Here is a 26,437-nt window from a genome sequence, read left to right as displayed (position 1 = left end):
CATATCCCGGAACCTGTTGCATCCATAAAGCGTGTGCGTGAACCCCTATCGCAGGTTGATGAATCGACCGGTTTCGGGCACCAGAGGGATGATCTGTAGTCATCCAATGCAATCCGCTGCCTCGCGCGCTGTCACCGTTGATCGCCGGGCACTGAGCCGCTGAGCTGGGACGATTCCGGTGAACGGTCCATTTTGCTTCGGGTCACATGTTCAGCGGACGAAGAATCGGACATAGGAAGGGGTGTGCTGAATCCCGAAATTAGTAGCGCTTGGCTGTTCGTACACCTGCCCCTATCCTGTCTCCACAGCAGTGAAAGCCCAGTTCAGAGGCTCCTCTAGCTGCTGCTCCATGTGGGACCGGATTGGGGTACAACTATGCTCACATTAGGTGCGATCACCGCCATTCTCGCGTGTGTGACGGCACTGCTCGCTGCTGTCACCCGGATTATCATCACCGTGTATGCGCTCAAGGATGTGCCGCCCAAGGACCGTCCCGCTGTACTGCGTGCGCTCGCACCGGTTTTCAGGTCGGGCCAACGATGAACGCGAAGCCCTTAGTCGGCACGATCGGCAAGGACATGGTGGGGGGATCGCACCGTCGTAAGGGTGCGGCTCCAGCAGTCACTGGTGCTGCGTCGATCCGCTCGCTGCCAAGCCTGAGCACGCCAGTGTTCATGATCGAGCGATGTCAGTCCTGTCCGAAGAGACTCCCGAACACGCGCACCCGGTGGTCCTGTGGTGGCGTGACGCACCGGCACCGCAGTGCCTCTCTCGACAGACAATCGAAAGGCAGGGGCACGCTCTGGCTGTCCCGATCCGGTGAAAAGCTCGCGGGCACAGCGATTCCTGACAGGCGCGAGTCGGCCGATCGAGCGATCGGCGCGGCCGGGCGTGACATGATCTCTACCGTGCAACACGATCTGGCTCGTGTGGGCCCGTACGGATTTCAGGATCTGGCGGCGGCGCTGGCGATCGCCGCGTTCGGTCCGCAGGTGCAGCCCCTCGGTCCCGGCCGCGACGGCGGCCGCGACATGATCTGCAACGGCAAGATCGCGTGGGCCGGCACCGACAGTGAACCCGGCGAGACCTGGGACGGCTACACCGTCTTTCAAGCCAAACACAAGCTGCGACTCGACGCGGTTGCCGCCGACAACGCGACCTGGCTGTGGACACAGGTACGCAAGGAGCTGGAGGCCTGGGCCGATCCCGACTCCGAGCGCGAGAAAGTGCCGGACTACTGGGTGATCGTGACCAATGTGCCGTTGACACCCACCCCGGGTGTGGGCGGATTCGACATGCTGAACAAGCAAATCCAGCAGTACATCGACTCTTTCGCGGACAGTAGCCGGGACGTGGATTCGGGAGCCGTACGCAAGGAGAAATTGCGGCGTTTGCAGCGGATCCACGCTTGGCGTATCTGGGACGGTAACCAGATCGACGGGTTGCTCTCCGTGCACCAGAACGTCCGGCGGGCTTTCGGCGCGTTCTTGACCGTGCCTGATGTGTTCGCACACCTGGCCGATTTCACCGACCGGCTTCCGGTGGACCAGCTCGAGACCGGGTTACGTCGGCACGCGCGCGCCCGGCTGGTCGGTGATCGCTGGATCTATTTCGACGAAGCCGGGTCGGGCGTGGAAAGCGGCATGCCTATCGACCGCGTCGCGGTCGACTTGCCGATCGCACCAGGACCGGACGGCAAGCGCCGCACAGTGTTCGGGCACATTCTCGATCACGGCGATACTGTCCTCAAACCGTTCCTTCGCCTGCACCGCGGGCCGCGGCATATCGTGGTCGTGGGTGGCCCCGGCAACGGTAAGACGACCATGTCGAAGTTCCTGGTGCAGGCATACCGCGCAGCCTTGCTCGAGGGAGCTGAGGACCTGGGGGCCGACCATCATGTGGTCATCGAGGAGACCGGGCGCACCCTGCGTCAACTCGGCCGTGGCGGGCTGCCGAAGTTCCGGCGCTGGCCGATGCGAATCGACCTCGCCGAATATGCCGAAGAGCAGGGACTCAACCAGGATTCGACCTTGCTGCGCTGGATCGCTCACAAGGTGTCCCAACGTTCGGACGTCGGTGCAGTCACACCCAGCGCGATGAGTTCGTGGATGCAGCAATGGCCGTGGTTCCTGGTACTGGACGGCCTCGACGAGGTTACCGAGCCGCGCACCCGCAAGCGGCTGATCGAACAGATCACCGAATTCGTCAGTGAAGCAGACGGCGACAACTGCGACCTGCTGGTGGTGCTCACCACCCGCCCCACCGGATACGTCGAGAACATCGCACCGGCCCACTTCGAGCGCCTCGACCTGGCGCGGCTCGAGATCGACGAAGCAGTCCGATACGGCCAGCACGTGACCCGCGTGCGGCTCAAGGACGACGAGGAGAAGATCGAGCGCATCGACAAACAACTGGTGCGTGCCGCGGCCGACGACGCACTTCGGCATCTGATGCAGACACCGCTGCAGGTACTCATCATGACGATCATCGTCGAAGGCGCAGGGCAGATCGGCCCTGACCGCTACAGCCTGTTCTGGAGCTATTACGACACGGTGTTCAAACGGGAACGGCAGAAACCGACGGGACTGGCAAAGCTGCTGCAGGAGCATGCCTCGACGATCCTGACCCTGCATCAACGTGTCGGATTCGAACTGCAGGTCCGCAGTGAGAACGACGGCTCCACCGCGTTGATGACGCCTCAGGAGTTGCGCGACGTGGCCTGGAAGGTGCTGCAGGAGAACGGATTCCGTCCTTCTGATGTGGACTCGGAGCTGTTGAACCGTATCGTGACCGCGGCGACCAATCGTCTGGTGCTGCTCACGCCGATCTCACGGGGGCACGAGGGGCTCGGGTTCGATGTGCGATCGCTGCAGGAACTCATGGCCGCACGGTTCCTGACGACCGGACCGATCGAGGACATCATCGCCCGCCTGCGGATCGCGGCAGCGAACCCGCACTGGCGCAATACATGGATCTTCGCCGCAGGCCATCAGTTCTCCGAGCCTCAGCCGCACCAGCACGAGGCAGTGGTGACATTGGTCGAACAGGTCGACCGGGACGCGGCCTACCGACTCGGGCGAGTCTGTCCGATCGCGCCGGCTCTCGCGCTGGATCTGATCGACGACGGCATGACCAGGTCGCATCCCAAGTACCGGGATCGGCTCTTGCACATCGCCTTCGAAATCCTCGAGATTCCGAGCCTGCCCGACCCGTTGGCTGTGGCACGAGTTCTGGTTCGAGCAGCCACAGCGAACACCCAGGTGCGTGTCGAGGTCGCCAAGGCGCTCTCAGAAGGTCTCGGCGGCTCATTCATCATCCGCGACACGACCGAATCGATCTGTGGCGCAATGCAAACCGCCACCCGCGAGATCTCTGTCCCCTCGAGTGTCCGCAGCCTGGCGACGATGCGAGGCAAACGACCTCGCCGCCACGATCACGAGGCATCCGAACGGGCAGCGGCCCGGTACGTCGAGACCCTGACCGAACTGTCCGGCACAGGTCCGTCCAGGAAGATACTCGAGGATGCAGTTGCAACACTCGAGAATCTGTCACCAAGCGACGGACATGTGGACGTCGCGCCACTGATCACCGGTTTGCGCGATCCACACACTGCGGAGTTGCTGGAAATGGCGCTGGAAAATCTTCTCGGCCACGCAACCTGGCCACAGCTCGCCCTGGCAAGGACAGTTCTTCCGATGATCTACCGAGCGCCGATCGGTGAGCGCCTACGACAGACCTACCCCTGACTGGGTACCTCTCTGACGTGGTAGTCATTCTGGGGTTTCCGACGGCACCGAAGGCATCCTGTGCGGTCAACGATGGAAGGTTGCCAACGCCGCAGCGGGCAGGCCGTCCCGCAGCAGTGGCAGACATCGGTCGAAATCCGAGAGCAGCCCGCCACCACCGGTGGGAACCATCGTCGAATCGGCCAGCGCAACACCGAAATAGACGGCCCCAGCGGACTCCCACGTCGGATCGATCACGCTACCGTCGGGCGTGACACACCACGCGTGCTCGAGGGGTAGTGCGCTGGCGACACTGGGCGTCGCGAGCCCCTCGGTGTAGAGCAGGCCGTGATGAGCGCGTGCGGTGGCCGCTGCGTTCTCGTAGCACAATCGATCGGGCATCTTGGCGATGCCCGGAGGCCGCGGCCCCGATACGAAGAATCGCCCCAGGTCCAGCAGCAAGTGATAGGAGGACCGATACACCCACTCAGGGCAGCCGTGTCCGGCTTCGGTCGAAACATCCGCGATCATCCGAAGATATTGCAGGACAGCACTTTCGGACACACTTCCCTGAGAGTGATCTCGAGAAGTCATTCGACCTCACCGGACAGCGTTGTCAGGTCCGCGCGCGGCGCGTTCAACATGGTTCAGTCCTCACGGGCCGGGTGATATGTGCTGCCCGCGGCACTGCCGAGCCTTTGATCGTGCAGTGTTTGGGCAACGACCCTGACCGGGGGCAGACAGACGATACCGCTCGGGCTGAAACAGGATCATCACACCTCCGAAGCTGACTGCCCGCATCGGCCTGGGCAAGAACGGTTGTGAACCGTCACGGGTTGGGGGCCGCTTCTTCCTAGTGGAAGATGGTTCCCATCATGACGAAGCGTTACCCACCCGAGGTTCGTGAGAAGGCCGTGCGTCTGGTCTTGGAGCGCCTCGATGAGTTCGAGTCTCCGTATGCCGCCGCGAGGGCGATCGGTCCGCTGGTGGATGTGCATTACGAGACGTTGCGAGTATGGGTGAAGAAGGCGCTCGCGCAGGGCGCGCCGCCGGTCGGCAAGGCCGGTGCGGGGCTGTCGGTGGCCGAGCGTGAGGAGCTGGCGCGGCTGCGTAAAGAGGTCCGAGATCTCAAGCAGGCCAACGACATTCTGAAAGCTGCCTCGGCTTTTTTCGCGCGGGAACTCGACCCGCGACTCCGCTGATCGTCGGGTTCATCGACGAATACCGTCGGGTCTTCGGCGTCGAGTCGATCTGCCGTGCGCTGGTTGCGCACGGAATCCAGATCGCGCCCAGGACCTATCGCAAGGCCCGGCGTCGGCCGGCCTCGGCGCGGGATATCGCAGATGCTCACGTGGAGAACGCGTTACGCGATCTGACCGGCCAGGCGGAGCAAATGTATGGCCGCAGGAAAATGACCCGCTATCTACGTCGCTGCGGCCATGACGTGGCGTTCTGCACGGTGGATCGGATCATGCGCGAATTGGGCATGAACGGGGTGGTGCGAGGCCGCAAGCTGCGCACTACCATCGCCGCCAAGGATGGCGTGCGCGCCGGTGACAAGCTCAATCGCGACTTCACCGCCGCCGCACCGAATCTGGTGTGGGTCGCCGATTTCACCTATGTGTCGACCTGGACCGGATGGGCGTATGTGGCGTTCGTGTTCGACGCCTACTCCCGCGCGATCGTCGGCTGGACCACCGCGGCCACGAAAACGACCTCGCTGGTGTCCAAGGCACTCAATATGGCCGTGTGGCGCCGCGACCATTACGGGCACCCGATCGAGCCTGGTCTGATCCATCACTCGGATGCCGGGTCGCAATACACGTCGGTGAAATTCACTGAATCACTTGCTCTGCAAGGACTCTCAGCATCCGTTGGCTCGGTTGGCGATGCCTATGACAACGCCCTTGCGGAATCGATCATCGGCTTGTTCAAGACCGAGGTCGTCAACCGGCACGGCCCGTTCAAGACGCTCACCGAGGTCGAATTCGCGCTCATGGAGTGGGCCGACTGGTACAACAACGCCCGGCTCCACTCCCGACTGGGCTACCTGAGTCCGGCCGAATACGAAGCCGCGTACTACTCTCAACAATCGCCACGCCGACCGGCGCTGGTCTGAATCCGAAGCCGGTCCCTTACTCGTGACGGTTCATTGCTGGTCGCGGGTGCGGCCCCCGGCCACGTTGACCACTGCCAAGCCGCCCGGTGATCGCCATGTTCGCCCACGGTCTCAACACTCGCTGGATAGCGTGCTGACGCTGACAGAACGCGTGATCGGTGAGCGAGGTCGCCGAATTGTGTTGCGGGACCCAGGCCTTGCCGCGGTTCTCCGCGGCCGTGTCGGCTGAGCGTTGCACGGTCGCAGGTCTGGGTACGATCGGTAGCCGCGGCCGCAGCGGCGGCACGGCGCAGTAGGGGGAGACGTTGACCGACGATGCCACGGTGGTGGTGCCGGAAACCATGGGGTTTGCCGAGCTGGGTGGAACGTTCGTCAAGAAATGGTCCGGCGCCGCAGTTACCGATGACCAGATCCGTGCCCTGGCGGTCGGTGCGTTCTACACCAGCAAGTGGAGCGTCTACAACGACGACCTCGCGCTCGAACCCCGGCACCACACCGATACCTCGACACGACGTGAAAGCGCGATCGAGATGCTCCACGAATCGTGGGGTGTGGACAACGCCGACGACGCCCGCGACACCCTGAGCCGGCTGCTGCACGGCATGCACGCGCCACTGTTCGACCTGATTCACCCTCTCGCGGCAGCCGCGGCCGCGGACCGGACCGAGATCGACCGCGGCGGCCTGGTCGAGGAGCATCGGGATTTCCTGCGTGTCATGGCGCGGTACCGCGGCTACCGCGATGTGGACGGGCTCGTGCGGGACTACGACGCGTGGCGGCAGGCGATCACGCTCGGCATCACCGAGCAGCTTCCGCAGCCGTTGCACACCAACACCGTCGCCTGGGACCTGGCCCGGCTCGTGCTGATCGTGCGCGGCGCCTATACCGCCGGATACCTGGATCAGCAGTCCGGATGGTCGTATCTGCACGCGGGTCTGGATCGTGCGCAACACAACTACGCTAACTGGCACCAGTTCGCTGATGGATTTCTCACCGGCTCGGTGTTCTGGGCAGCGACCAAGGATCTCGCCGCGGCGCAGCGTCAGATCCCGGACCGGAGAGAAACGCTGCGGGACATCCATATCGCGCCCGGTAGCGCGTGGCGGCGAGTGGCGCTGCACCCGGGCGGATCACTGTTCGGGGAAACCCCGCAGGGGTGAGCTCGCCGGTGGTCAGTGCCCGTCGGCGGCGACCATGATGCCGACGGCCTCGTGCTGGAATCGATCGTCGGGGACCATTCCCAGTCGGCGCCGTTCCGTGAGCAGCTGCCATTCGCCGAAGAGCTGCGCCGATGAGGGGCAAGCCATCTCGATCGATCCATCGAATCGCGCGATGTCGCGCGCGACCTCCAGGCCCAACGCGACACGGCGCGCATCCCGCCGCTGCATGTCGTGGAATTGCAGGACGTGGTCCTGCACCCGGACACCCAACACCGCTGCTGCCGCGTCGCCGGTGACCTCCGAGCGGTCGAGGAGGCCGACCGGAATCGCGCGGATCTTGCTCGTGGACACGGCCATCAGGCGCACCGTGCTCACCACGACCACGCACTGCACGCTGTCGTGGCTGTGTATGGCGGCTGCCATGTCCAGCACGTATTCATCGGGACGAGCACTCGCGTGCACGATGGCGATTTCGTCGAGAACGCTGCCCGTGTCGTGCATGCGGTCCGCGGCCGCGTGAACATCCGGTCGGAGCGAGCCCGCAGGCGAAGCGACCGGGTGCGGCGGTGTGAGGTCTCGGCGCGGGCGGCTCACCCGCCGCAGCGCGCGGAGGTCGTTTTCGATCGCTGCGACCAGCCCCTGAATCTGTGTCCCGAGTTCGGGTTCGAGCGCGATCGGGATCGGGTGGCGTTGCAGCGCAATCCCATTCACCCCGAAGTGGGGTGAGCGCGGGAACAGCAACAGCAACGGCCGACCCTGCGGGTCGAGTACGGTCCGCACGCGCAGCAGATCAGCGAGACCGATATCGATCGGCACGCTCGCGTCCTGCTGCAACGGTGAGATATAGAGGCGCATCCGGTCGTACCGGATGGCTACTCGCCGGCCCCAGACTTCGATCATTTCCCCCGCCGATCTCTCACAACTGACCACACCCGACCGCCGTGCATGAACCACCCCGATGCGTGGTGAAGTACATTCGCTGAAAATCTACGGTGTGGGCCTGTTCATCGCACATCCGGCGTGCGGCCGCGGGCCAGGGCCGGCTGATGGAGCCGGACCACGTGGTCGCCGGCGAGTTACATCACCGCTGTCGTGCTGGCGACTTCGCCTCGGCTCGCACGCCGGCGCTCGCGAGAACCGGTAGCCGCGGCAGCCACTACCGCCGCCGGCCGCGGCGACTCGCGGGCCGCGGCGTGCACCCCGGCTGCTCGCGGTCACGGCACACTCGATTCCGTGACCGATGACGACGACGAGGAGTCGCTGCTCCCGCCCACCCGCGGCGAGCGAGCGTGCGGTCGGCTTGGCCCGGGAGTTGTGCGCGCGGCTGTCCGCCGCCGCCACGGGCGCGGGGGACCGGGATGAGCGGCAGTATCGGCGTGAGCGCCTCGAGCTCAACGCAATTCTCCGGCGCGCCGGTATCGACAACCCCTTCCGGTGGACGAGCCTCGAGCAGGGCGTCGCAGTCGGCCGCCTGCGGGATACCTACGCCGAACGCAAAGCCTTCTACGACAAGCTCACCGGACAACTGCTCGACCAGTTGCAGCGCCGGATCGACGATGATGCCGCAGGAGACGTCGTGGCCGTGGTGCGCGAGCTCGGCGACACAGCCGGGCAGGCGCTCGACGCCCCGCAAGAGCTACGCGCAGAGTTACGCCGAATCGAAGCCGCCCTGGACAGCGACCCGGCAGTGGCGATCGGGCGAGCCAAGAACCTGCTCGAGGCCACCGCGAAGGCCGTGCTCACCGCACGCGGCGAGGACTTCGCCCCCACCACGACCGTCGCGCACTTGACCACTGCCGCGGCGAAGGCGCTGGGCCTGGACAAGCGGACCGCGGCCGCGCACGACCAGAAACTCGCGGGCCTGCTCGGGCGGCTCGGCGCAGTGGCGGCAGGAGTGATCGAGTACCGCAACGCGGCGGGAGAAGGGCACCACCACGGCCACATCCCCGATCAGCTCGAACTCCGGCACGGCCGACTCGCGGTTCGGGCAGCAACCGCGTGGTCGGCGTTCATGCTCGACACCCTCGCGGCCTTGCCGCCGCGATCGTGATGGACCGCGTACGTTTGTACACGCCGAGTGGATCCGGACGTCTCCCCTCATGCTGAGCGGCGATGTCCGTCACTTCAACCGCGTCGAGACCGCGCCCGGCGAACCCCCTCCGCGGCAGGGACATCCGGAACCTGGCCGTGCAGTGTGCGCTTCGAACGGCCGCGGGCCTGTGAGGTCTCGACTGTGACTCCGGCTGCCGCCTGCACAGATTCCTGATCGTTCCTGCCGCAGTCGAAGGTTCGCCGAGAGGTGGACGTCCGGGTTCCCTCATGCAGTCGGGGTGATCGAACACCGTCGCCGACTGGTGGGGTCTGCGGTCAGAGGTACTTCTTGATGCTGTCCATCACGGAGTTGCGCTCGAGCTCGCTGACATCGGTGACATTGAGATGGATTTCGACGCCGGCGAGGGCGCGTTTGATGGCCTCCTTGCTCGAGGCGTACAGCATCTTGCTCTTGATCGTGGCGGTGTCCGGCGAGAAGCTGATGAAGACGATCTTCGAGGTCGGTCGTCCATCAGGTGTCGTCACCTCCAGATCGACGAGGGCGTAGCGGCACTCGTCCTTGATCTTGGACAGGGTGTCGTAGAACTTTTCGTAGTCGTCTTCGATCGGACCAGTGGATTCGATGACGATCTGCGAGTCGTTGTCGATTTTGTAGATGAAGTACCGGTATGTGAGCCGTTTCGACTTGAAGCCGTCGAACTGTGTAACGACGTCGTCGGACACGGTGACACCAGATGTCATGAGGGAGTCATCCTTTCGAGATGATTCTGCAGAGGTCCGGGTGCTGCGGGTTCGTGTGCGCTGAGATGTCGTGCCGCTGAGATCATTCCACGCCCGGGTGTCGCTCTGCTTCGGAACGAACCGGTTGCCCGGCGATCTCGAGGGATAGGCGGTACGGCTATCGATGCCTGGTCGACCGTCTGTTTCGCCTGCCAGGGTGCGGGACGAACCAGACACACCGCGAGGTCAATCAACTGGTGCTGGCACGGACCAGCAGCAAGAAGCGGGCGGTCAGATCGCGCGCCGCGTCAAGCTCATCGGCGCTCGCGACCCGGCGGAGATTTGCCGGTGGGCAGCCGCGGGCAACGCGGTTGCGGCTCAATTCATCCTGTCCGCTGCAGAACACCTGGAGGAACATCCCTCGTTGGGGCACGTCTGGCACACAGGGTTGCGGGCGGACGCGAGCATTCCCCCAGGCCACAGCGATCGTGCCCGTCCTCGCATTCTCGACCGACGGGCCCGCTACCAAACATTCCCCATCCGCGCTGACCCCAGTTCCTCAATCTTTCGGCTCACCACCGCTACTGGATCCGGAAGTTCGGTCCACGCCTGAGCGCAAGGGCGCGGCCACGTGGTCCGCATACCACGGAAGAGGCTCGCTCGGTGCAACATCAGAGGAGGCCGTTGGAAGTGTCGTTGGTGTCAGCCCGCAGGTTGATCCGTTGCCTTACCGAACCCGACGACAATTCACCCGAGGACCTCAGCCCCATGACAACCGCACCATTGTCTGAACCGGCACGCTTCCATCTGACCTGTGACTCGCCTCGCCTCAGGCTCAGCGTCGCAACGGCAGAAGGCCGCGACGACTGGCCTTGGGGCCGTTTCCCGATCACTGCCTCGCCGCAGCGGATCTCCGACGCATTCCACTCCTATCTGCGCTCCCACCCCGACATCGACAACGTCGTCTTCACCGTGGACGGACGACCTCGCAGTCGTCCCTACCTCGAGGCCCACGTGGTGGGTGGCCAAGTCCACGTGAAGCTGGCGCCACTGGCGAACAGCGATCCCAATGCTCGGGCGGTCGTCCACCATTTGCACGCCGCCATCACTGAAGCCTTCAAGCGCCTGCACTCGACCAAGCTCGAAACCACCCTGGACATCGCAGGATTGCACCGGTGGGCCCAAGCAGTGCTCGCGCACGCTGACACCGACGGCCCCGACGCGGTCATGGCCCGCAAGGTGCTGGACATGCTCGCCTGACAAGGGCATCGCAGTTCTCGTCGGCGCGGCTGTGTGACTGCGACGGCCCCCGTCCGGCGCGAACGGGAACCGAAGCTCGGGCAGATCGGTGATCCGGTTTCCTAATTCATCAGCGCGCCCACGGCATCCGCTCAATGGGAGCGGGTTCAAGCCCGTGTTGATCCGCGGTGCCAGAACGGCTCCATGTGCGCGCAGACGCGATCGGTGTCGATGTAGTCCTCGCCGGTGCGTTCGGCGATCAATAGCCAGAAGCTTTTCGCAGAAGGCTGGTGCAGGCTGGTACGCCAGAGATATCCAGGGATCGGTTCGCGGATGTGCTCCAGGACGCGGGTCGCGATGCCCTGGCCCCACAGGCTTCTGTCCACGTCCAGATTGCCGATGAAACCGCGTCGGCAATCATGGCAGATCAGGTAGCTGACCTTCCCTACCGGCCATCCGTGATCACGGTGCCAGAGGGTGATTGAACGAACGTCGGTTGCACGACCTTCGCTGATCGCCGGCCCGTAGTGCTCGTATCGGATCGCGTGCCGGGCCCGGCGCCGCGATCGGAGGCGGCGCGGGTTGAGTTTGCGCAGGATCGGATGTGTCGGGCGCGGCCACAAATACTCTGTGTAGTCGTACATGCTGCCCGGGTTGTTACGGAGCCTGTCATCGAACTCGTTGTGCGCCATGGTCTTTCCCCTTCGAGGTCTGCTCGATTCTGCCGCGTGGCACTGACATGTCCCGCTGGCCGACCCGACCGAGTGATCCGGTACCACCAGCTCGACCCTGCGAGGGTTCCGGAACATCGCGACCGAGACCGAGCAGTTGCACCACGGCGAGATCAACTCGGGTCATGCCCACGCGATGGTGATTTCAGGCCACGATGCCGGCCTCCGAGATCGGCCGCGCCGAGGTCTGTCGATACCGCGACAAGTCCACGGGCAGCGGTGAACCAGGTTTGCCGACCTGCCCGAAACCGCCGCCTCCCCAATTCAGTTCGCCGCTGCCGCATCCAAAGCGGTCGAGGGCGGGCGGTGATTTCGTCGAACCGCACTCCTGAAACATCTGCGTTGGGGCACAACACGATTGGTGCATCTGATCGTTCGACCCACTGATTTGGAGCACCTCATGGCTATTCCCGCAGTCTCACCTGTGACCGTCATCGACACCAACTACGCCGAGGCGGAGGTCGCGACGATGACCTCGCTCGTGGACGAGGACGGTGCTCGGCGGATCATGGGAATGCTCGTTGACATGTACTCCAATCCCGAGACCGCTGTGGCGCGTGAGTACATCGCGAACGCGGTCGATGCGACGATCGCCGCCGGATCGAGGTTCCCGGTCGAGGTGAGCACACCGGATGCGCTGACCCCGACTCTGGTTGTCACCGACCGGGGCACGGGCATGACGATGGCCGAGGTCGAGGCGGTCTATCTGGCGTTCGCGGCATCGACCAAGCGCGACACCAACACTCAGGTCGGCGGGTTGGGTGTCGGCGCGAAGTCCGCGTGGACGGTCACCGATTCGTTCGTGATCGACACGGTCAAAGACGGTCGCCGCACGGTGGTGCGCGCGGCACGCGACCTCGAGCACCAGGTGTTGGTCGCTGACGTGGTCACCGACCAGCCATCGGGCACGACGATCACGATCCCGGTCAGCGCCGACAAGCTGTCGCAGTGGGGACCGATCGTGGAGTCGGTCGCGGCGGCGCACCGGCCCGAGACGGTGGTGGTGGACGGTCGCCCGGTGGCGAGTATGCAGGGCGGGCCGAGGTGGGTCGGGCCGATCCGCTGTGGCGGTGTGGACGGTGGCCGCACCGTGACGGTGCTCTCGGGCGGCACCCTGTTCGCGATCCCGACCGACCTCGCGGCGACCATCCTCAAGCGGGTCGATATGGGATGCGTGCTCGAGTTGCCCATCGGCAGTTTCGATCACACTCCCAGTCGCGAGTCGCTGATCGCGACCGCCCGCACCGAAGCCGCCGTCGAGCACGCCCTGGCCGAGTTCACCCGCGCATGGGCGGTGCTGGGGGACCGGATCGCCGCCCTCGCCGCCACCGATGTACAAGCGGCACAGCAGCTTCGCGCCGCCACACTCGACGGTGACGGTAACCCCTCGCACCTGCCGATCCACCAGCACATGTCGCTCAAAGACGATGTGTCTGTGTACTTTCGCGCGCCGGACACCGCTCGCACGGCGTGGAATCGGGGAACACTCGCCGAATCGGTGCCGATGCGAGCGTTCGGGCGATGGTGCACGACGGTGCTCGTCGTGCACGGAGTGCCCGAGAACCGGACATTGCGCGGAGTCGCGAAGTACATCAAGTACTTCGCCGCGAACACGACCACCATCGTGACCCTTCGCGGCACGGCCGAGGCCGTCGAACTGCCGGTCGCAGGTCACGACCAGAGCATCACCATCGGCGTGCGCACCACCGGGGTGGCAGTGGTCTCCTACGCCGACATGCACACCCGACTCCAGAGCTTGCGCGCCAAACACAGTGCCGCGCAATCCGATCCGGCTTTCACGGTCAGCGTCAAACAGAACGGTGCCATCAGCACTCAGGTGATGACGCTCTCCCGGATCGCCGCGCTCACCACGACCGTGCTGTACGCCGCGAGCGGGCCCGGCACGGTGCCCGAGAGCCTGGCCGACGGTGTGCTCGTGAGCTTGAACCGGAAGTCACCCGCACGGTTCACCGCCGAAGTGCCCCACGCCATCGACGTCACCGACTGGAACGAGCGCCACTCCATCCGCATCACCGAGTCGGTCACCGAACTCGACCTCGACGCGGTGGCCCTGAGGAACAGCGATCACCAGAACCTGTTCACCCTGGCCTCGGCGCTTTCCGAGCACGTTCCCGCCGACCACCCCGGCGGCCGAATCCTGCACCGCATGACAGAGATTCACCGACACCACACGAAACCGGATCGACCGGGCCACGCCCTGCGTCCGCTGTGGCGGGCGATGCACCTGCACAAGACCCCGGAGTTCATTGCCGCCGAGACCCGGATCGGCGCACTCGCCCAGGAGATCGAGAGCACCTATCCCTTGGTGCGTGCGGTCCTGGCCACGCGGGGAGCCCACGCACGCAAGCACGAGATCGTTCACCTGGGCCACTACATCGCGAGTGTGCCCGCGATCGCTGCTGCAACATCGGTGTGCGCCGCAGCGTAGACCAGTACCGACCACATCGAAAGGGACACAACACAATGCGGCAAATCATCGACAAGTCCGGCGTCACCGTCATCGGTGACGGCGGCGAGTACATCATGATCTCAGCGTCCGACCCGGCGTTCCCGCTCGTGCGCGACTACCTCATCGACGGCGGGCGCGACATCACCCGCGTCCACCAGCTCGCGCACGCCGGAAAAGCTGAGATCCGTCAGGTCACCGCCGACGTTCGTGACGCGGTGGACGGTGACTGCGAAACCCCCTACCGGATCAGCCACGGCGACCCCGTTGACGCGGTCGTCCTGGCGGCTGCGGTCAGGGTCCGTCGAGAAGGCGGTGACCTCGCCGCGTTCGGCGCGTTCACCCGCCGTCTCGAAGCCAACCCCTCGGCCGCATCGCGGTCACAGCTGTTCGCGTGGCTGGCCGCCGGTGGTTTCACCCTCACCCCCGACGGCATGATCGTCGGCTACAAGGGCGTCAGCGCTGAGGGTCGCTCACTGTGTTCGGGTCGAGAACACGTCACGATCACCCACCAGGACGGCACCGTCGAATCGGTGCTCGGGTACGTGCCGTACCCGGTCGGAGCGACCGTCTCCATGGCGCGTGAACTCGTCGATGAAGACCGTGATCAGTCCTGCGCGGCCGGTCTGCATGTCGGAACGTACAGCTACGCCACCGGGTTCGGCAGTGCCACGATTCTGGTGTTCGTCGATCCCGCAGACGTGGTAGCGGTCCCTCGTGACCACCGGGGCGAGAAGATGCGCGTGTGCAAGCTGTTCGTCGCCGCCCGACACGACGGCGAGCAGATCAGCGACGCGATCCTGGCCACCGTCCGGACGATCCCCGACCACGACGCCGCGACCGCCTACCGCGACCGCCCGGAGAACCACTCCGCGACCTCCGACGCCGACGAGTACGACGACGGGCTCTGCTGGCACGGCTGAGAGCCACCCGCGAGCGTGAGCGATGGTCCGCCGGCGGCTCGCCAGACCGTGCTCGGTCGATGTCGATGATGATCCCCACGAAGTCCGGCTTCGATTCGTTGGACGAGAGCAACTGACATACCTCCCCACACGTCCCAGTTCCCCGTCCCCGATTCGTGGCGACCCAGTATCAACACTGCCGCGCAGGTTGGTGCGCCTGCATGGCAACACAGCGGACTGAGGCCAATCGCAACGCACAGATCCGTGCGACGGATTCGAACCACCACGGAGCGAGCCGCTGCACAGACCTTCGGCCGCGCCGATCGAGCGCTGACTAGCGAGATGCGTCATCTAGGTCATGCTCGGCCAACAGGTTGTGTCCGATGCGGTCGCGCTCGATGATCACCGAGGGCACCTTGCGCAGGCCTCGTCGCGCATACGCACCTCCTGTTCTGTTTCGAGACAGTCAGATTCATCGACCGTCCGGCCCTGTGCGTCCCACTCCCGGCTGGCCGGGATCGGGGTACGCGGTCACGCTCGCCCCGTTCGGGGCAACCACGACGTTCATGCCGTGCTCGCTAGCGCCAACTCCCCGGCCGCGTGCTCCCCCCGCACGCGGCCGGGGCGTGCGCCGGGCGGGCCCAGGATCGCGAGTGACGATGTCGAGGAAGGCTTCGACGGCGCAGGCGGACCGGCATCGAGGGTCGGCAAGCCGTCTGCGAGCACACAGATAGCAACCACCGCGTGAATGAGTCGCGGTGCGGGGGATCGGTGGAGCGGGACACGGTTCACCGCATCTGGGTGGTGAGCCGCGTCCCGCGGATCCTGCCGGGTGGGGCTAGTGGGTGCGTGAATTGCGGTAGGCCACGAACAAGCCCAGTACTGCGACCAGAACACTCACTGCGGCCTGCCATCCGGCCAGGATCCCGACAGCAACGGACAGTGAGACGGCCAGGCTCAGTGCCAGCAATGGATGATCACTGGGCGACTCGGGCGGGCGTGGATGGTTGTTCTCGGCGGTTGGGGTTACGCTCATTACTGCTCCGATTTTCAGAGTTCGCGCTCGGACGATTGGACAAACTGCTGCCCTCACCTGCTCGAACAGGTGGGGGCAGCGCCTTTTTTGGGTGATGCGTGTTCAGGCTCGGGATCGAGCCGAACAGTTACCACGATATGGGCTGTTCGGTCCAGAGTCTATGTGCCACACCCATTTTCATGAGACACAGCAAACATTCAGCAATTAACAGAGTGGGTGTGCCCTGAACGTCTCCCCGCCCACCGTGCGCCGAAGCGCGCGAACAGGGGGCGTTGCCGCGAGCGAACGCGGCGGTAACCGGCTCTGCCACAAACGATCTCAATGCCACTGGTGGAATCCGCGCATGGAAGGCGAGCGCAAGGCCCGGAAGCTCACTCCCCGGCGGTGGCAGCGAGGTCGGCGCATGGTGAGGCACGGGCGCCGGCGGCTTTGGGCGTGCTTCGGGTCGGCCGTCCTCGATGACGATGCGTTCGAACAGAGCGGCTTCGTGTTCGGTGGGACGCGGAGGTTCGCCAGCCCTGGAACTGCAACGGCTACAGCGCATCACCGAGCCGACAGAGCAGGGAGTCAACCTCACCTGGCCTGCCGTGGCAACTTCGCTACCGCCACCACGTCCGAGCAGAACCTGCTCCAGCAGTCCCCGCGCACGAACGCGCGGTGTCCGCCTTCGTGTCCCTGGGTTTCGTCTCACGTCCTGACGTTCGAACAGGACGAGCGTACGGTTACACCGGAGAAGGAGGGCCGATGACCGGGACCGACCCTGCACAGCTGCTGCAGGTCCACACCACCACGCACAGCACCGCCCAGGTCGTGACCGCGACCGGCGAGGTCGATGTGCTGTCCGCGCCTCTGCTCGAGCGCGTGATACGTCAAGCGCTGCAAGATGATCCGCAGGCGGTGGTGGTGGATCTGTCGCGGGTGGTGTTCCTGGGCTCGGCCGGGCTCGCAGTGCTGGCGGGCTGCGCGCAGGAATGCGGGGCCCCGTTGCGGGTGGTGGCCTCGCCCCCGGTGCAGCGCCCGATCCAGGTCACCGGCATGCACACCCTGCTACAGGTGCACGACACCCTCGACGAAGCGCTCGCCGAGGCCGCCCTGGAGTGAAACGAGGCTGCTTCGTTGCGTTGTCACCGGGCACGGGCGGCGGGCGCGGGGTGGTTCGCAGACAGAAAACATGCTCTCTGGCGGGGTCCGGTCATGGGAAGTTCGGTGGTGGGGTCGTCCAGTAGCAGGTAGAGGTGCGCACAGAACGCGTCGATGCTGTAGCGGTCGAGCGCCTGTTCCGCGAGGCGGCGCAGGTTGATCGTGGTGCGTGAATCGTCCACCGCATCCCCTTGTGTTCGAGGCCGTCCCATCGTTCCCCGTGCGGCCGGGTCCGGCACCTGGCGGGAGTGAGTGGTGGAGAGGTTGGGTGGGGCTCCCGCCAGGTGCGCGTATCCGATGGAGTTTCCGCCGTTGCGGCACGGGAGTGGAAGGGCCGCTTGGGCATACGGCCGTTCTACTCGGTGTGCCGTCGCCCCTGATCGGGCGGAAGGCTCCAGCACTACAACTATCCGCTGATCACAGGCACTAAACCTCGCAGAGCAAAGTCGTCGCTAATGTCCGCTTTGGGGGGAGTGCGCGCACCGCGGAGGGGGCCGCGCCGCGTGGTGGGCGGCGGGGTTGGTTCTCGGCGTGGCGGGGTGCGGCGGGTGGTGGTGTTCTCTAGGCTCGGCCGCGGCCGCCTTGGGGGTGGTCCGATGTAGAAGGTGCCCGCCCGGTTCTTCTCCCGGAGGCCGGGCGGGCGCTGCGAGGGGTGCGAAATGGGCGGTCTCGGAGGGGATTTCGGGCCGGTGCGGGACTCGCGCGGGTTAGGGTCGACTCGACGACCGTGAAAGCCCAGTGGGGGAAGAAGCCCGGCTCGTGTCGGCACCCCTGGTCCGGTATCGGCTCGTCCGGGCGGCGCCGGACCTCGGCCGCCCACCCGGCGCGATCTCGGGTGCTCGGGCACGGTTCGGGTTTCCGTGCGTGGAGCGTTCAGGCGGCCTGGAGTGCGTTGTCGTCGAGGACTTGTGCGCGGAGTGTGGCCAGAGTGCGGGCCAGCAGGCGGGAGACCTGCATTTGGGAGATATTGAGGGCTTTGCCGATCTGGACCTGGGTCATTTCTTGTCCGAAGTACATGGTCAGCAACTGCCGTTCGCGTTCGGGCAGTGCGGCCAGCAGCGGTCCGACGGTGATGGAGTCCTCCATCAACGCGTAGCCGGTTTCGGTGATCGCGAGGGCGTCGGTGGCCACGGTCGGGCCGGTGTCGCCGTCGTCGGAGGGTAGGCGAGTGTCCAGGGATTGGGTGTTGTAGGCGTTGTTCGCGATCAGGGCTTGGGTGACTTCGATCAGGTCGGCGTCGAGGTGTTCGGCGATTTCGCGGGCGGTGGGTTCGCGGTCGAGTTGTTGGGCGAGGTGGGGGACCGCGACCGAGATGTGCTGGCGCAGTTCCTTGGTCCGGCGCGGGACGCGTACGGCCCAGGTGCTGTCGCGGAAGTAGCGGCGGACCTCGCCCATGACCGTGGGGATGGCGAACCCGAGGAACGGCGTTCCCAGGGTGGGGTCGAAGCGGTCGACCGACAGGACGACGCCGAGGGCGGCGACCTGGGCCAGGTCCTCGTGGTCGACACCGCGGCCGCCGTAGCGCAGGGCGATGTGTTCCCCGAGGGGGAGCGCGATCTCGATGATCCGGTCGCGCAGTGCGGTGTGTGCGGGGGTGCCGGGTTCGAGTTCGGCGAGCCGGAGCAGGTGGGGCTCGAGGTGTTCGTACGAATCGCCGGTGATCCGTGTGTGGTGCTGGGGTCCGATCGATGTTTCGGTGGTGGGAGACATATCGGTTCCTCGGTACGGCGTATCGGGCTGGTTCAGGCTCTATCCCCGTGCGTGCCCCGGCCCGCTGGGGTCGAAACAGAGATCGACCGGTTAGTCGAAACCTGCGTCCTACCGGCGCCGGTCGCGGTGAGCGCGACCGGCGCGGTTGGCCCGGTGCGGGTCGCGGGCTCGGGGGTGGCGGGGGTCGGGCGAGCGCGGTCCGGCGGGGGTGGCGCGCTGGGCCGGGCCCATGACGGTGTCCCACCAGGGACGTAGCGGGCTGGGGTCGGGCCAGCGCACCACCTCCGGATCATCGCGGTGGTGCCGGGTGCGGGGGTCGGGTGCCGTTGTCGTGCTCACGGGTGTGTCCGATCGAGGGGGTGGATGGTGGTGGTTCAGGTCGCGCGGCGCCCGGCCCGGCAGACGAGTCGGCGCAGTGCGGCGCCGCGGGTCGGCGTGTCGGGCGCCGGTGTGGTGGTGCCGCGCAGGTAGGGGATGACGCGGGTGGCTTCGGGCCCGCGTGGAGCGTTGTGCGCGGTGTAGATGACCGGCTGGCCGGCGGTGAGGGTTTTGTAGCCGGGGGCCTCGATCACCGAGAAGTCCACGAAGACCGCGGGGCCGTGCTCGGGGGTGAGGAACCCGAATCCTTTCTCGGGGTTGAACCACGCCACGTGGGCGTGGTGCCAGCGGGCTGGGATCTCGTCGGGGCCGTGGGGGTCGGGGGCGTGGTCAGTAGGCGAGGCAGCAGTAGTGGTCATCGTCATCGGAGATCGTCCAGGAGATCGGGGTCCGGGCGGTAGGGGTGCCGGTGCCGGTGTCGGTGTCGGGCGGGGTGTGCTCGGCATCGCCGGTGGTGTCGGTCATCTCGGGGTGTCTCCTCTCGCGTCGGGCGTCGGGGCATCGGGTGGGCGTGGCCCGGAATCCGGCGGGCCGCGCCCACCCGATGCGATGTGCGAATCGAACGAGTGCTGTGCGTTTGTCGTGAGGGCGCGGACCCGGGTGGCGGAATCGGTTGGGCCGCAACGGTGGCCGTGCACCAGCCTCGTGATGCACCGTCGCGGCCGCGATCGGTGATCACCGCCGCCGGCGGCACGCCCTCGCTGATATGCGTGTGGTGTTCTGGACAGGCATCACCTCACCTTCACGAATCGGTGTTGGATTCGGGGGTGGTGTGCGCGGTGGTCCGCGCCCGGATTCCGGGGTCAGGCGTTGATGGCCTGGCGATCCCGCGCAACCTGGGAATCGGATTCGCGGGCGGGTCTGGCGATCTCGATCTTGCGGGGTTTGGCCTTCTCGGCCACCGGGATCGACAGGCGCAGCACCCCGTCGCGGTAGTCGGCGCGGATCTGCTCGGTATCGAGGGCCTCGCCCAGCACCAACTGGCGGGAGAACACCCCGCGGGGGCGTTCGGCCGCGAGCATCGACCGAGCGGGGTCGATGTCCGGGCGCGCGGCGCGCACGGTCACCACGTTGCGTTCCACGTCCAGGTCCAGGGACTCGGGATCGATGCCCGGCAGGTCGAACTCGACGAAGAATTCGTCGTTCTCGCGCCAGGCGTCCATCGGCATCGCCGCGGGTCGGGCCGCGGTGCCGAACACCTGTTGCGTCAATCGATCCAGGTCACGGAAAGGATCAGTGCGCATCAGCATGGTCGCCACCTCCAACACTCCATTCTCTGTCGTAGCGTCACCAGAAAACCTCTTGTTTCTGGCATAGATATTATCTAGCACTGAAGCCAGGTAAGCGCAAGAGTGGAAGACAGGTAATCTGTTCGCATGCGAGCCGCGGAAGGGAGCACCGATGCCTCCATCTGACGAACCGAACGCGATTCCTCCCGCTGGTCAGGCGGTGTACGCGATCTCGGTCGCCGCGGAGCTGGCCGGGATCGGGATCCAGACCCTGCGCCTGTACGAGCGGCACGGCCTGATCACTCCCACCCGCAGCCAGGGCGGCACACGCCGCTACAGCGGCCGCGACCTGCAGCGGTTGCACCGCATCACCGATTTGGTCGCGCAGGGGGTCAACCTCGCCGGCATCGCGCGCATCCTGGACCTGCAGGACGAGAACACCGCACTGGCCCGTGAACACGATCGGCGCCGCGAGCAGCCACCACATTCGTGACAGTCCCCGGGGCAGAAGGTGGGGTGTTTGTCGGCGTCACCGGCAACCGCTCCGATGCGGTCCGGCAGCGTTCTGGACCGAGGATTCGGCCCGGGCCCTGGTTGCGGGCTCACGGTTAGAATCATCGGGTGCGGCAGTCAGCGGTAGTTCAGCGAGCGCAGGGCCTGGGGGTGCACGACCACCTCTGTTGGGCGTTCGATGAACCCGACGAATTCCGGGTCCGCGCCCGCGAGTTCCTCGATGAGGGACTGCGTTTGGGCTGTCGGGTCTGGTACATCGCCTCCGGTGCCGCCGCTGCGCTGGCCGCGGAGCTCGACGACCTCCCCGGCTGGAGCGATGCGCTGGCATCCGGTGGCGCGCGGGTGGTTTCGATCGAGGACGTGTACGAGCCGGGCGCGCCGGTGATCGCCCCCGATCAGGTGCACACCTATGCCACCGCGACCGAGGCGGCGGTCGCGGCCGGGTACAACGGATTGCGGATCGCGGCCGAAGCCACTCCGCTGGTGCGGACCCCGGAACAGCTCGCGGCGTTCGTGCGCTATGAATACCTGGTCGACGGATTGATGGCCGCGCAACCGTTTTCGGCGATGTGTGCCTACAACCGGACCGAGCTGGGCCAGGACGCGGTCACGCGGCTGTCCTCGGTGCACCCGAACGGTAACGTGCGCACTCATTTCCGCATGTTCGGCTCCGTCGAGTACGCAGCGGCCGTGGTCGGGGAAGTGGATTCCTCGAGCGGTGCGCTGTTCGAGGACACCCTGGCCGGGATCGAACCCGACCCCGACGACGGCGTGGTCAGGATCGACGCCACCCGGTTGAGTTTCCTCGACCACAACAGTTTGCTGCGCCTGGCCGCCTATGCTGAATCCCGCCACGCGGACCTGGTCGTGAGCACGAAGTGGCGTGGTGTGGAACGGCTGGTCGAGTTGCTGGGATTGTCGAGTGTTCGAGTGGAGGTCGCGTGTTGATGCGCCCGCACGACCACCCGGCCCTGTTCTACCGCACCGACACCGAATACCTCGACACGATCGTGCCGTTCCTGACCGAAACCGGAGCACCGGCCGCCGCGGCGGTCCCGGGTGAGCGGCTCGAGCTGCTGCGTTCGGCATTGGGTCCGGCCGCTGACGCGGTCACCTTGATCGACATGTCCCGTGCCGGGCGCAATCCGGGCCGGATCATCGCCACGGTTCTGCGTGCGTTCGCCGACCGCTATCCCGATCAGCAGGTGCAGATCGTGGGTGAGCCGATCTGGGCGGGTCGCAGTGACCTCGAATACCCCGCGTGCGCCCAGCACGAAGCACTGATCAACTACGCGTTCGCCGGGCGCGAGGTGAGCATTCTGTGCCCTTACGATGTGTCGGCGTTGGACCCCACCGTTGTCGCCGACGCCCGCCAAACCCATCCCGAGATCTGGGAGCCGGGGCGCCGGTACGCGAGTGAGTGTTTCGACCCCGCGGCGGTGATCGAGCGCTACAACCAGCCGATGCTGGCCACCGAGCATGCTCCCGACCTGATCGTCTCCACCCCACCGGATGTGCGTGCGGCGCGGATGGTGGCGGTGGAAAAGGCGGCGACGCTGGGACTTTCGCCCGATCGAGTGCCGGATCTGGAATTGATCACCACCGAGTTGGTGACCAACGCCCTCGCCCACGGTGTGAGCGACTGTCGCCTGTGGCTGTATCGGCACGGAGACCAGCTGATCTGCCAAACCCGCGACCGCGGCCACATCACCGACCCGCTCGCCGGCCGCAAACCCGCGGCAGTGGGCCAGCTCGGTGGCCGGGGGCTGTTGCTGGTGCACCAGCTCTCGGATCTGTTCCGCACCCACACCACCGCGGACGGGACCACGCACTACGCCGTACTGCAGTTGGTGTCCTGACCTCCACACGACTGCGACGATGCCAGCGAGCGTACATATTGCTTACGACGTCGACCGTTGTCCTCGCGAGAAGAGAGCACGATGAGCGAAACCGATCCTGAGCGGATGCTGCAGGTTCACGTAGTACACGAGGGCCCGGTTCGGGTCGTGTCCGCGGTCGGTGAGGTCGATCTGGTGTCGGCGCCGTTGCTCGAGCGGGCAATCCGCGAGGTGTTGGGTGAGGATCCACCGGTGCTGGTGGTGGACCTGTCGCGGGTCGGGTTCTTCGGCTCGTCCGGGTTGACGGTGCTGGTGATGTGCGCGCGGGCCAGTGCTCGGCCGATACGGGTGGTGGCTTCGTCGCAGGTGCGACGACCGATCGAGGTCACCGGGATGGACGCGGTGGTGCAGCTGTTCGACACACTCGACGAGGCTCGAGCAGCGACCGCCACCTCCGAGAGCGATACCGCGTAGGACTATCGAGCGGGCCGGTTGTCGAGGGCAGCACACCCGGTGAGCTGCCCTCGATCGTGCCGGTCCGGTCAGCGGATCGCGCCGCGGCGGCCGGTGACCAGGCCGACGAGGAACAGCAGCAGGACCGCGCCGCCCAGGCAGGTGAAGAAACTGAACCACAGGCCCCCGCCTTCGACATCGACCCCGAGCAGTGTGAGCAGGAAACCGCCCAGCAATCCGCCGATGATGCCGACGACGATGTTGAGCAGAATGCCTTGCTGGGCATCGGTTTTCATGATCTTGCTGCCGATCCAACCGGCCAGACCGCCGATGATGATCCAACCCAGAATTCCCAGTCCGAGCATGGCCTCGACCCCTTTCCTCGATATCAGTTCCGGAGCGAACTGCGTTGCTCACCCGCCATACCCGCGCTCGCCCGGACCATGCACCCGCGACAACGGCCACACCCGCAGGACCCACCGGTGGTCCTGGAGCATCGACGAGGGTGAGGCTTCGCGGCCAGGAATGCCGGATGATTGCGGTTTGATCACCGGCTCGGTGGTCGAACCTGGAGACATGATCATCAGCTCACGTAATCGGATCCCGAGTACGAGCGGGGATCCGAGTTCGGTGCTGGCCATCCTCGCGTGTGCGTTGTTTTTCCTGGGTGTGACGTTCTTGTCCCAGTCGGTGCCGTTCGCGGCGCTCGGAACGGCCGCGTTGGCGGGAGCATGGGCTTTGACCGCGAAAATGTTGACGCCTGCGCAGTATTGAGCTCGGTCGAACCCGATGAACCGCGACCACTCGTGGCCGCTCGAGGTGACGCGACGGTCTGCACAACTGGGTCGCGGTTGCCGGGGGCGAGGGTGTGGAGCGGCGTGTCCAGATTTCAGGTGTGGGGCCAGCTCAGGTGCACTCGCGTGCCGCGGTGGTAGGAGATGCGCGTGTCCGGGGCGAGTGCGCGGATCAGGATGAGGCCGCGTCCGCGCCGTGAATCGGTGTGTGCGGCGCGTGGTCTCCATTTTCCGTGATCGGTCACGGTGATGGTTGTCGCGTCGTGGTCGATCCTGGCTTCGAGGTCGAAATCGCCGGGCCGGGCGCGACCGCGATAGGCGTGGTCTACCACGTTGGCCATGGCCTCGTAGGCGGCCAGGGTCACATCCAGGACCTGTTCCTGGGACAGGCCGGCGTCGTGGGCCCATCGTTCGAGCATTGCTCGCAGCGGCGGAAGATGTTCTGCCACAGCGGGAACGGACTTCACCATCAGGTACGGATCGGTCGCGCCCGGGGTGGAATCGCCGGTGGTCGCATGGGATGAGGCCGAGTTCATCGCATCCCCTTTCCTCGGCATGTGTGCGGTGCGGACACCTCGAGACCGCGGACGCGGCGGCTCGCTCGCTCGCGCCGGATCCCAGCGATCGAGGTCACGCGCGTCTCGGCACCAGCCGATTCGAGTAGACCGTTCATCCCTGGCTTGCACCGCTCGACCGTGTCTAAACACGGCACTGCGATCTTGTGCACGCAGGTGAGGTGACTCGGCGGTGGAAGCTCGGGCTCGACGCGAGCACTGCGGCGAGAAGCGCGCCGGCGAGGATCACCGAGGAAGCTCGCGCGAGAGCAGCCCTGCCGGGATCGGTTTGGCGTTGTGACGCAGGATCGGCGAGTTCCACGGCGGCAGAATCGGATCGACACCGACTACATCGACGGCGTCCGATCCGTGTTCAGCCGATGGTCGGCCGGAATCACTGCGCTGCTACGGACAGTTCGCCGCGGCGGTGCACCCCAGGTGCCGATAGCTGGCGGTCCCGAACGGCGTGAGTGCAGTCATAGCGGGCCCGTCCCGGGTGGGTCGTGCTCGATCCGGGGTATCACCGGAGTGAGCGTGGAGCACAGGTGCACGGAAGGAGCGGTTATGGCAGGGACGCGAACGGAACGGCGTGGTGCGGGAACGGTTGCGCCCTGTTTCGGCGGAGAACGTTCCGCGTACACGATCTTCGGGCTGTGGATTCTGGTCCTGGTCGCTGTCGGTGCGGTATTGCTGAGCTTGTGAGGACACGAGTACAGCGGCCGGTTCGCGGCCGGCGTTCTCGATCAGCCGACTCGCACGCGCCAGGCCCGGCGGTCGGGCGCGCATCACGCACACTCGGGCGATAGCGTGCGGACACCGGCCGCCGAATCATCTACGACGCTGATGCTTTCACGGACGACTCACCCGCAACCCACGACCTGTAGCGACGACAACTCACCCTCGAACAATCCGTGGGGCCGGGCCGGAGAAAACCCCGGCCGATACGCGACGGAACCGGGCCCCGAACGCTGCGCAAACTGGACTGCGCGACCGATCCGGCATCGGTTCTAGGGCCAGTGGATCCGCTCGCCGACAGGTACGTCCCTCATGCACACATAGCCATAGCGAGGCGCGGGCAACCCGGCATGGGTGGGCCACCACCACAGCGCCGCCATGCGCGCGTACCCGGCCGCACCGACTGCCAGCGTGGCCACCGCGACGACTGCCAGCCCCATGGTCCTCCGTTCTCCGCGACCACCCGGGGCCACGCGCAGGCGATACCCACTCGCACGCGACCCCGAAACCCGTTCGCCCCCCGCTCGTGTCGTAGCGAACGAGCAGATCACCGGCCTCACCGCGAGCACAGCCCTCGGACCCGCCGTTGCGGTGCCGAAGGCCATGCTCGCGGTTCGAGGCGATCAGGTCACTGGTCGTGCTGGTAGGCACGTTGGCGCTGCTCATCGACGGTGGCTTCGGTGCGGGATTTCTCCGCGGCGGCCTCCTTCTGCGCGGCAGTGCGCTGCGCCTCGGCCTTGTCCTGCTGGGCAACGCCCTCCTGGCGCAGCGAATCGTTGCCCACTACCGCGCCGGCGGCTTCCTTGATCTTGCCCTTGGCGCCCTCGACGACACCTTCCACGCCCTCCAGTGGCCCGCTCTTGTGCTCGGTCATCGCTGATTCCTCCCAAACATGGTGTCGCACTTCGACAACAGCGACATACCCGCCCGATGACGACCGAA

At 65.9% G+C, this 26,437-nt stretch carries 27 protein-coding genes and 1 other annotated feature; of the genes, 13 read left to right on the top strand and 14 right to left on the bottom strand.

Annotated elements, in window-relative coordinates; all coding sequences use genetic code 11:
- The first annotated feature begins 539 nt into the window (after window positions 1-539).
- Entirely contained in the window at window positions 540-3,746 is a 3,207-nt protein-coding gene (locus ACWIGI_RS34640) for an NACHT domain-containing protein (protein WP_454207578.1), read from the top strand.
- Window positions 3,747-3,812: 66 nt separating this feature from the next.
- Here ACWIGI_RS34640 and ACWIGI_RS34635 read toward each other — a convergent pair whose 3' ends face one another.
- Window positions 3,813-4,256, bottom strand: coding sequence for a hypothetical protein (locus tag ACWIGI_RS34635; RefSeq protein ID WP_454207576.1), 444 nt, complete (start codon window positions 4,254-4,256; stop codon window positions 3,813-3,815).
- 344 nt (window positions 4,257-4,600) lie between these two features.
- Here ACWIGI_RS34635 and ACWIGI_RS34630 point away from each other — a divergent pair.
- Window positions 4,601-5,844, top strand: a protein-coding gene (locus tag ACWIGI_RS34630) for an IS3 family transposase (RefSeq protein ID WP_454207575.1) whose coding sequence is annotated in 2 segments (ribosomal slippage) — window positions 4,601-4,895 and window positions 4,895-5,844 — 1,245 coding nt in all. Because the reading frame shifts where the segments join, the coding sequence is not laid out codon by codon here.
- Window positions 4,888-5,016 (top strand) — a sequence feature (AL1L pseudoknot). (Overlaps the previous gene by 129 nt.)
- Window positions 5,845-6,149: 305 nt before the next feature.
- Window positions 6,150-7,004 (top strand): DUF1266 domain-containing protein, encoded by an 855-nt coding sequence (locus tag ACWIGI_RS34625; protein WP_454207573.1) that lies wholly within the window; start codon window positions 6,150-6,152, stop codon window positions 7,002-7,004.
- Between the two features lie 12 nt (window positions 7,005-7,016).
- On the opposite strand, the gene ACWIGI_RS34620 is transcribed toward ACWIGI_RS34625, so the two are convergent.
- Complete coding sequence (locus tag ACWIGI_RS34620; RefSeq protein WP_454207571.1) at window positions 7,017-7,904, bottom strand: hypothetical protein; 888 nt, start codon at window positions 7,902-7,904, stop codon at window positions 7,017-7,019.
- Between the two features lie 340 nt (window positions 7,905-8,244).
- Here ACWIGI_RS34620 and ACWIGI_RS34615 point away from each other — a divergent pair, with 340 nt between their 5' ends.
- Complete coding sequence (locus ACWIGI_RS34615) at window positions 8,245-9,054, top strand: abortive infection family protein (protein ID WP_454207569.1); 810 nt, start codon at window positions 8,245-8,247, stop codon at window positions 9,052-9,054.
- A 317-nt stretch (window positions 9,055-9,371) separates the two neighbouring features.
- On the opposite strand, the gene ACWIGI_RS34610 is transcribed toward ACWIGI_RS34615, so the two are convergent.
- The gene (locus ACWIGI_RS34610) at window positions 9,372-9,797 is read right to left on the bottom strand and encodes an actin-binding ADF family protein (protein WP_454207567.1); all 426 of its coding nucleotides are present in this window, start codon (window positions 9,795-9,797) and stop codon (window positions 9,372-9,374) included.
- A gap of 747 nt (window positions 9,798-10,544) precedes the next feature.
- On the opposite strand from ACWIGI_RS34610, the gene ACWIGI_RS34605 reads away from it, so the two are divergent.
- Window positions 10,545-11,036, top strand: a complete 492-nt coding sequence (locus ACWIGI_RS34605) for a hypothetical protein (protein WP_454207565.1) — start codon at window positions 10,545-10,547, stop codon at window positions 11,034-11,036.
- Between the two features lie 146 nt (window positions 11,037-11,182).
- Here the strand turns inward: ACWIGI_RS34605 and ACWIGI_RS34600 are convergent, their stop codons facing one another.
- Complete coding sequence (locus tag ACWIGI_RS34600; protein WP_454207563.1) at window positions 11,183-11,707, bottom strand: GNAT family N-acetyltransferase; 525 nt, start codon at window positions 11,705-11,707, stop codon at window positions 11,183-11,185.
- Between the two features lie 439 nt (window positions 11,708-12,146).
- Between ACWIGI_RS34600 and ACWIGI_RS34595 the strand changes: the two genes are divergently transcribed.
- Window positions 12,147-14,195 carry an ATP-binding protein gene (locus ACWIGI_RS34595; RefSeq protein WP_454207562.1) on the top strand — a complete coding sequence of 683 codons (2,049 nt, stop codon included), beginning with the start codon at window positions 12,147-12,149 and terminating at the stop codon, window positions 14,193-14,195.
- Between the two features lie 35 nt (window positions 14,196-14,230).
- The gene (locus tag ACWIGI_RS34590) at window positions 14,231-15,136 is read left to right on the top strand and encodes a hypothetical protein (RefSeq protein ID WP_454207561.1); all 906 of its coding nucleotides are present in this window, start codon (window positions 14,231-14,233) and stop codon (window positions 15,134-15,136) included.
- An 817-nt stretch (window positions 15,137-15,953) separates the two neighbouring features.
- Here ACWIGI_RS34590 and ACWIGI_RS34585 read toward each other — a convergent pair.
- Window positions 15,954-16,151 carry a hypothetical protein gene (locus ACWIGI_RS34585; protein ID WP_454207560.1) on the bottom strand — a complete coding sequence of 66 codons (198 nt, stop codon included), beginning with the start codon at window positions 16,149-16,151 and terminating at the stop codon, window positions 15,954-15,956.
- A gap of 744 nt (window positions 16,152-16,895) precedes the next feature.
- On the opposite strand from ACWIGI_RS34585, the gene ACWIGI_RS34580 reads away from it, so the two are divergent.
- Window positions 16,896-17,252 (top strand): STAS domain-containing protein, encoded by a 357-nt coding sequence (locus ACWIGI_RS34580; RefSeq protein WP_454207558.1) that lies wholly within the window; start codon window positions 16,896-16,898, stop codon window positions 17,250-17,252.
- 23 nt (window positions 17,253-17,275) lie between these two features.
- Here ACWIGI_RS34580 and ACWIGI_RS34575 read toward each other — a convergent pair whose 3' ends face one another.
- The 6 genes from ACWIGI_RS34575 to ACWIGI_RS34550 form a co-directional block, all read right to left on the bottom strand.
- The gene (locus ACWIGI_RS34575; RefSeq protein ID WP_454207556.1) at window positions 17,276-17,473 is read right to left on the bottom strand and encodes a hypothetical protein; all 198 of its coding nucleotides are present in this window, start codon (window positions 17,471-17,473) and stop codon (window positions 17,276-17,278) included.
- Window positions 17,474-18,164: 691 nt separating this feature from the next.
- Window positions 18,165-19,001, bottom strand: a complete 837-nt coding sequence (locus ACWIGI_RS34570; RefSeq protein WP_454207554.1) for a SigB/SigF/SigG family RNA polymerase sigma factor — start codon at window positions 18,999-19,001, stop codon at window positions 18,165-18,167.
- Window positions 19,002-19,109: 108 nt separating this feature from the next.
- Complete coding sequence (locus tag ACWIGI_RS34565; RefSeq protein ID WP_454207552.1) at window positions 19,110-19,340, bottom strand: hypothetical protein; 231 nt, start codon at window positions 19,338-19,340, stop codon at window positions 19,110-19,112.
- A gap of 35 nt (window positions 19,341-19,375) precedes the next feature.
- On the bottom strand, window positions 19,376-19,738 hold the full coding sequence (locus ACWIGI_RS34560; protein ID WP_454207550.1) for a cold-shock protein: 363 nt from the start codon (window positions 19,736-19,738) through the stop codon (window positions 19,376-19,378).
- Complete coding sequence (locus ACWIGI_RS34555; protein WP_454207548.1) at window positions 19,710-19,844, bottom strand: hypothetical protein; 135 nt, start codon at window positions 19,842-19,844, stop codon at window positions 19,710-19,712. The genes ACWIGI_RS34560 and ACWIGI_RS34555 overlap by 29 nt, the downstream gene beginning before the upstream one ends.
- Before the next feature lie 338 nt (window positions 19,845-20,182).
- Window positions 20,183-20,644, bottom strand: a complete 462-nt coding sequence (locus ACWIGI_RS34550; protein WP_454207546.1) for an Hsp20/alpha crystallin family protein — start codon at window positions 20,642-20,644, stop codon at window positions 20,183-20,185.
- A 136-nt stretch (window positions 20,645-20,780) separates the two neighbouring features.
- Here ACWIGI_RS34550 and ACWIGI_RS34545 point away from each other — a divergent pair, with 136 nt between their 5' ends.
- The 4 genes from ACWIGI_RS34545 (at window position 20,781) to ACWIGI_RS34530 (ending at window position 23,433) form a co-directional block, all read left to right on the top strand.
- On the top strand, window positions 20,781-21,101 hold the full coding sequence (locus ACWIGI_RS34545; RefSeq protein WP_454207544.1) for a MerR family transcriptional regulator: 321 nt from the start codon (window positions 20,781-20,783) through the stop codon (window positions 21,099-21,101).
- A 128-nt stretch (window positions 21,102-21,229) separates the two neighbouring features.
- The gene (locus tag ACWIGI_RS34540; RefSeq protein WP_454207543.1) at window positions 21,230-22,069 is read left to right on the top strand and encodes an MEDS domain-containing protein; all 840 of its coding nucleotides are present in this window, start codon (window positions 21,230-21,232) and stop codon (window positions 22,067-22,069) included.
- A complete protein-coding gene (locus ACWIGI_RS34535) occupies window positions 22,069-22,980 on the top strand; it encodes an anti-sigma factor RsbA family regulatory protein (RefSeq protein ID WP_454207649.1) in 912 nt (303 codons plus the stop codon). Before ACWIGI_RS34540 ends, ACWIGI_RS34535 begins: the two co-directional genes overlap by 1 nt.
- Before the next feature lie 81 nt (window positions 22,981-23,061).
- On the top strand, window positions 23,062-23,433 hold the full coding sequence (locus tag ACWIGI_RS34530) for an STAS domain-containing protein (RefSeq protein ID WP_454207541.1): 372 nt from the start codon (window positions 23,062-23,064) through the stop codon (window positions 23,431-23,433).
- 68 nt (window positions 23,434-23,501) lie between these two features.
- On the opposite strand, the gene ACWIGI_RS34525 is transcribed toward ACWIGI_RS34530, so the two are convergent.
- On the bottom strand, window positions 23,502-23,777 hold the full coding sequence (locus tag ACWIGI_RS34525) for a GlsB/YeaQ/YmgE family stress response membrane protein (protein ID WP_454207539.1): 276 nt from the start codon (window positions 23,775-23,777) through the stop codon (window positions 23,502-23,504).
- 178 nt (window positions 23,778-23,955) lie between these two features.
- Here ACWIGI_RS34525 and ACWIGI_RS34520 point away from each other — a divergent pair, with 178 nt between their 5' ends.
- Window positions 23,956-24,186 carry a hypothetical protein gene (locus tag ACWIGI_RS34520; RefSeq protein ID WP_454207537.1) on the top strand — a complete coding sequence of 77 codons (231 nt, stop codon included), beginning with the start codon at window positions 23,956-23,958 and terminating at the stop codon, window positions 24,184-24,186.
- Between the two features lie 115 nt (window positions 24,187-24,301).
- Here the strand turns inward: ACWIGI_RS34520 and ACWIGI_RS34515 are convergent, their stop codons facing one another.
- The gene (locus ACWIGI_RS34515) at window positions 24,302-24,742 is read right to left on the bottom strand and encodes an ATP-binding protein (RefSeq protein WP_454207535.1); all 441 of its coding nucleotides are present in this window, start codon (window positions 24,740-24,742) and stop codon (window positions 24,302-24,304) included.
- Between the two features lie 1,381 nt (window positions 24,743-26,123).
- Window positions 26,124-26,369: a microaggregate-binding protein 1 gene (gene mbp1, locus ACWIGI_RS34510; RefSeq protein WP_454207533.1), complete on the bottom strand. Its 246-nt coding sequence runs from the start codon at window positions 26,367-26,369 to the stop codon at window positions 26,124-26,126.
- Between the last annotated feature and the right edge of the window lie 68 nt (window positions 26,370-26,437).

The organism is Nocardia sp. NPDC055321, assembly GCF_053645575.1.
This window is presented reverse-complemented; position numbering and strand designations above follow the sequence as displayed.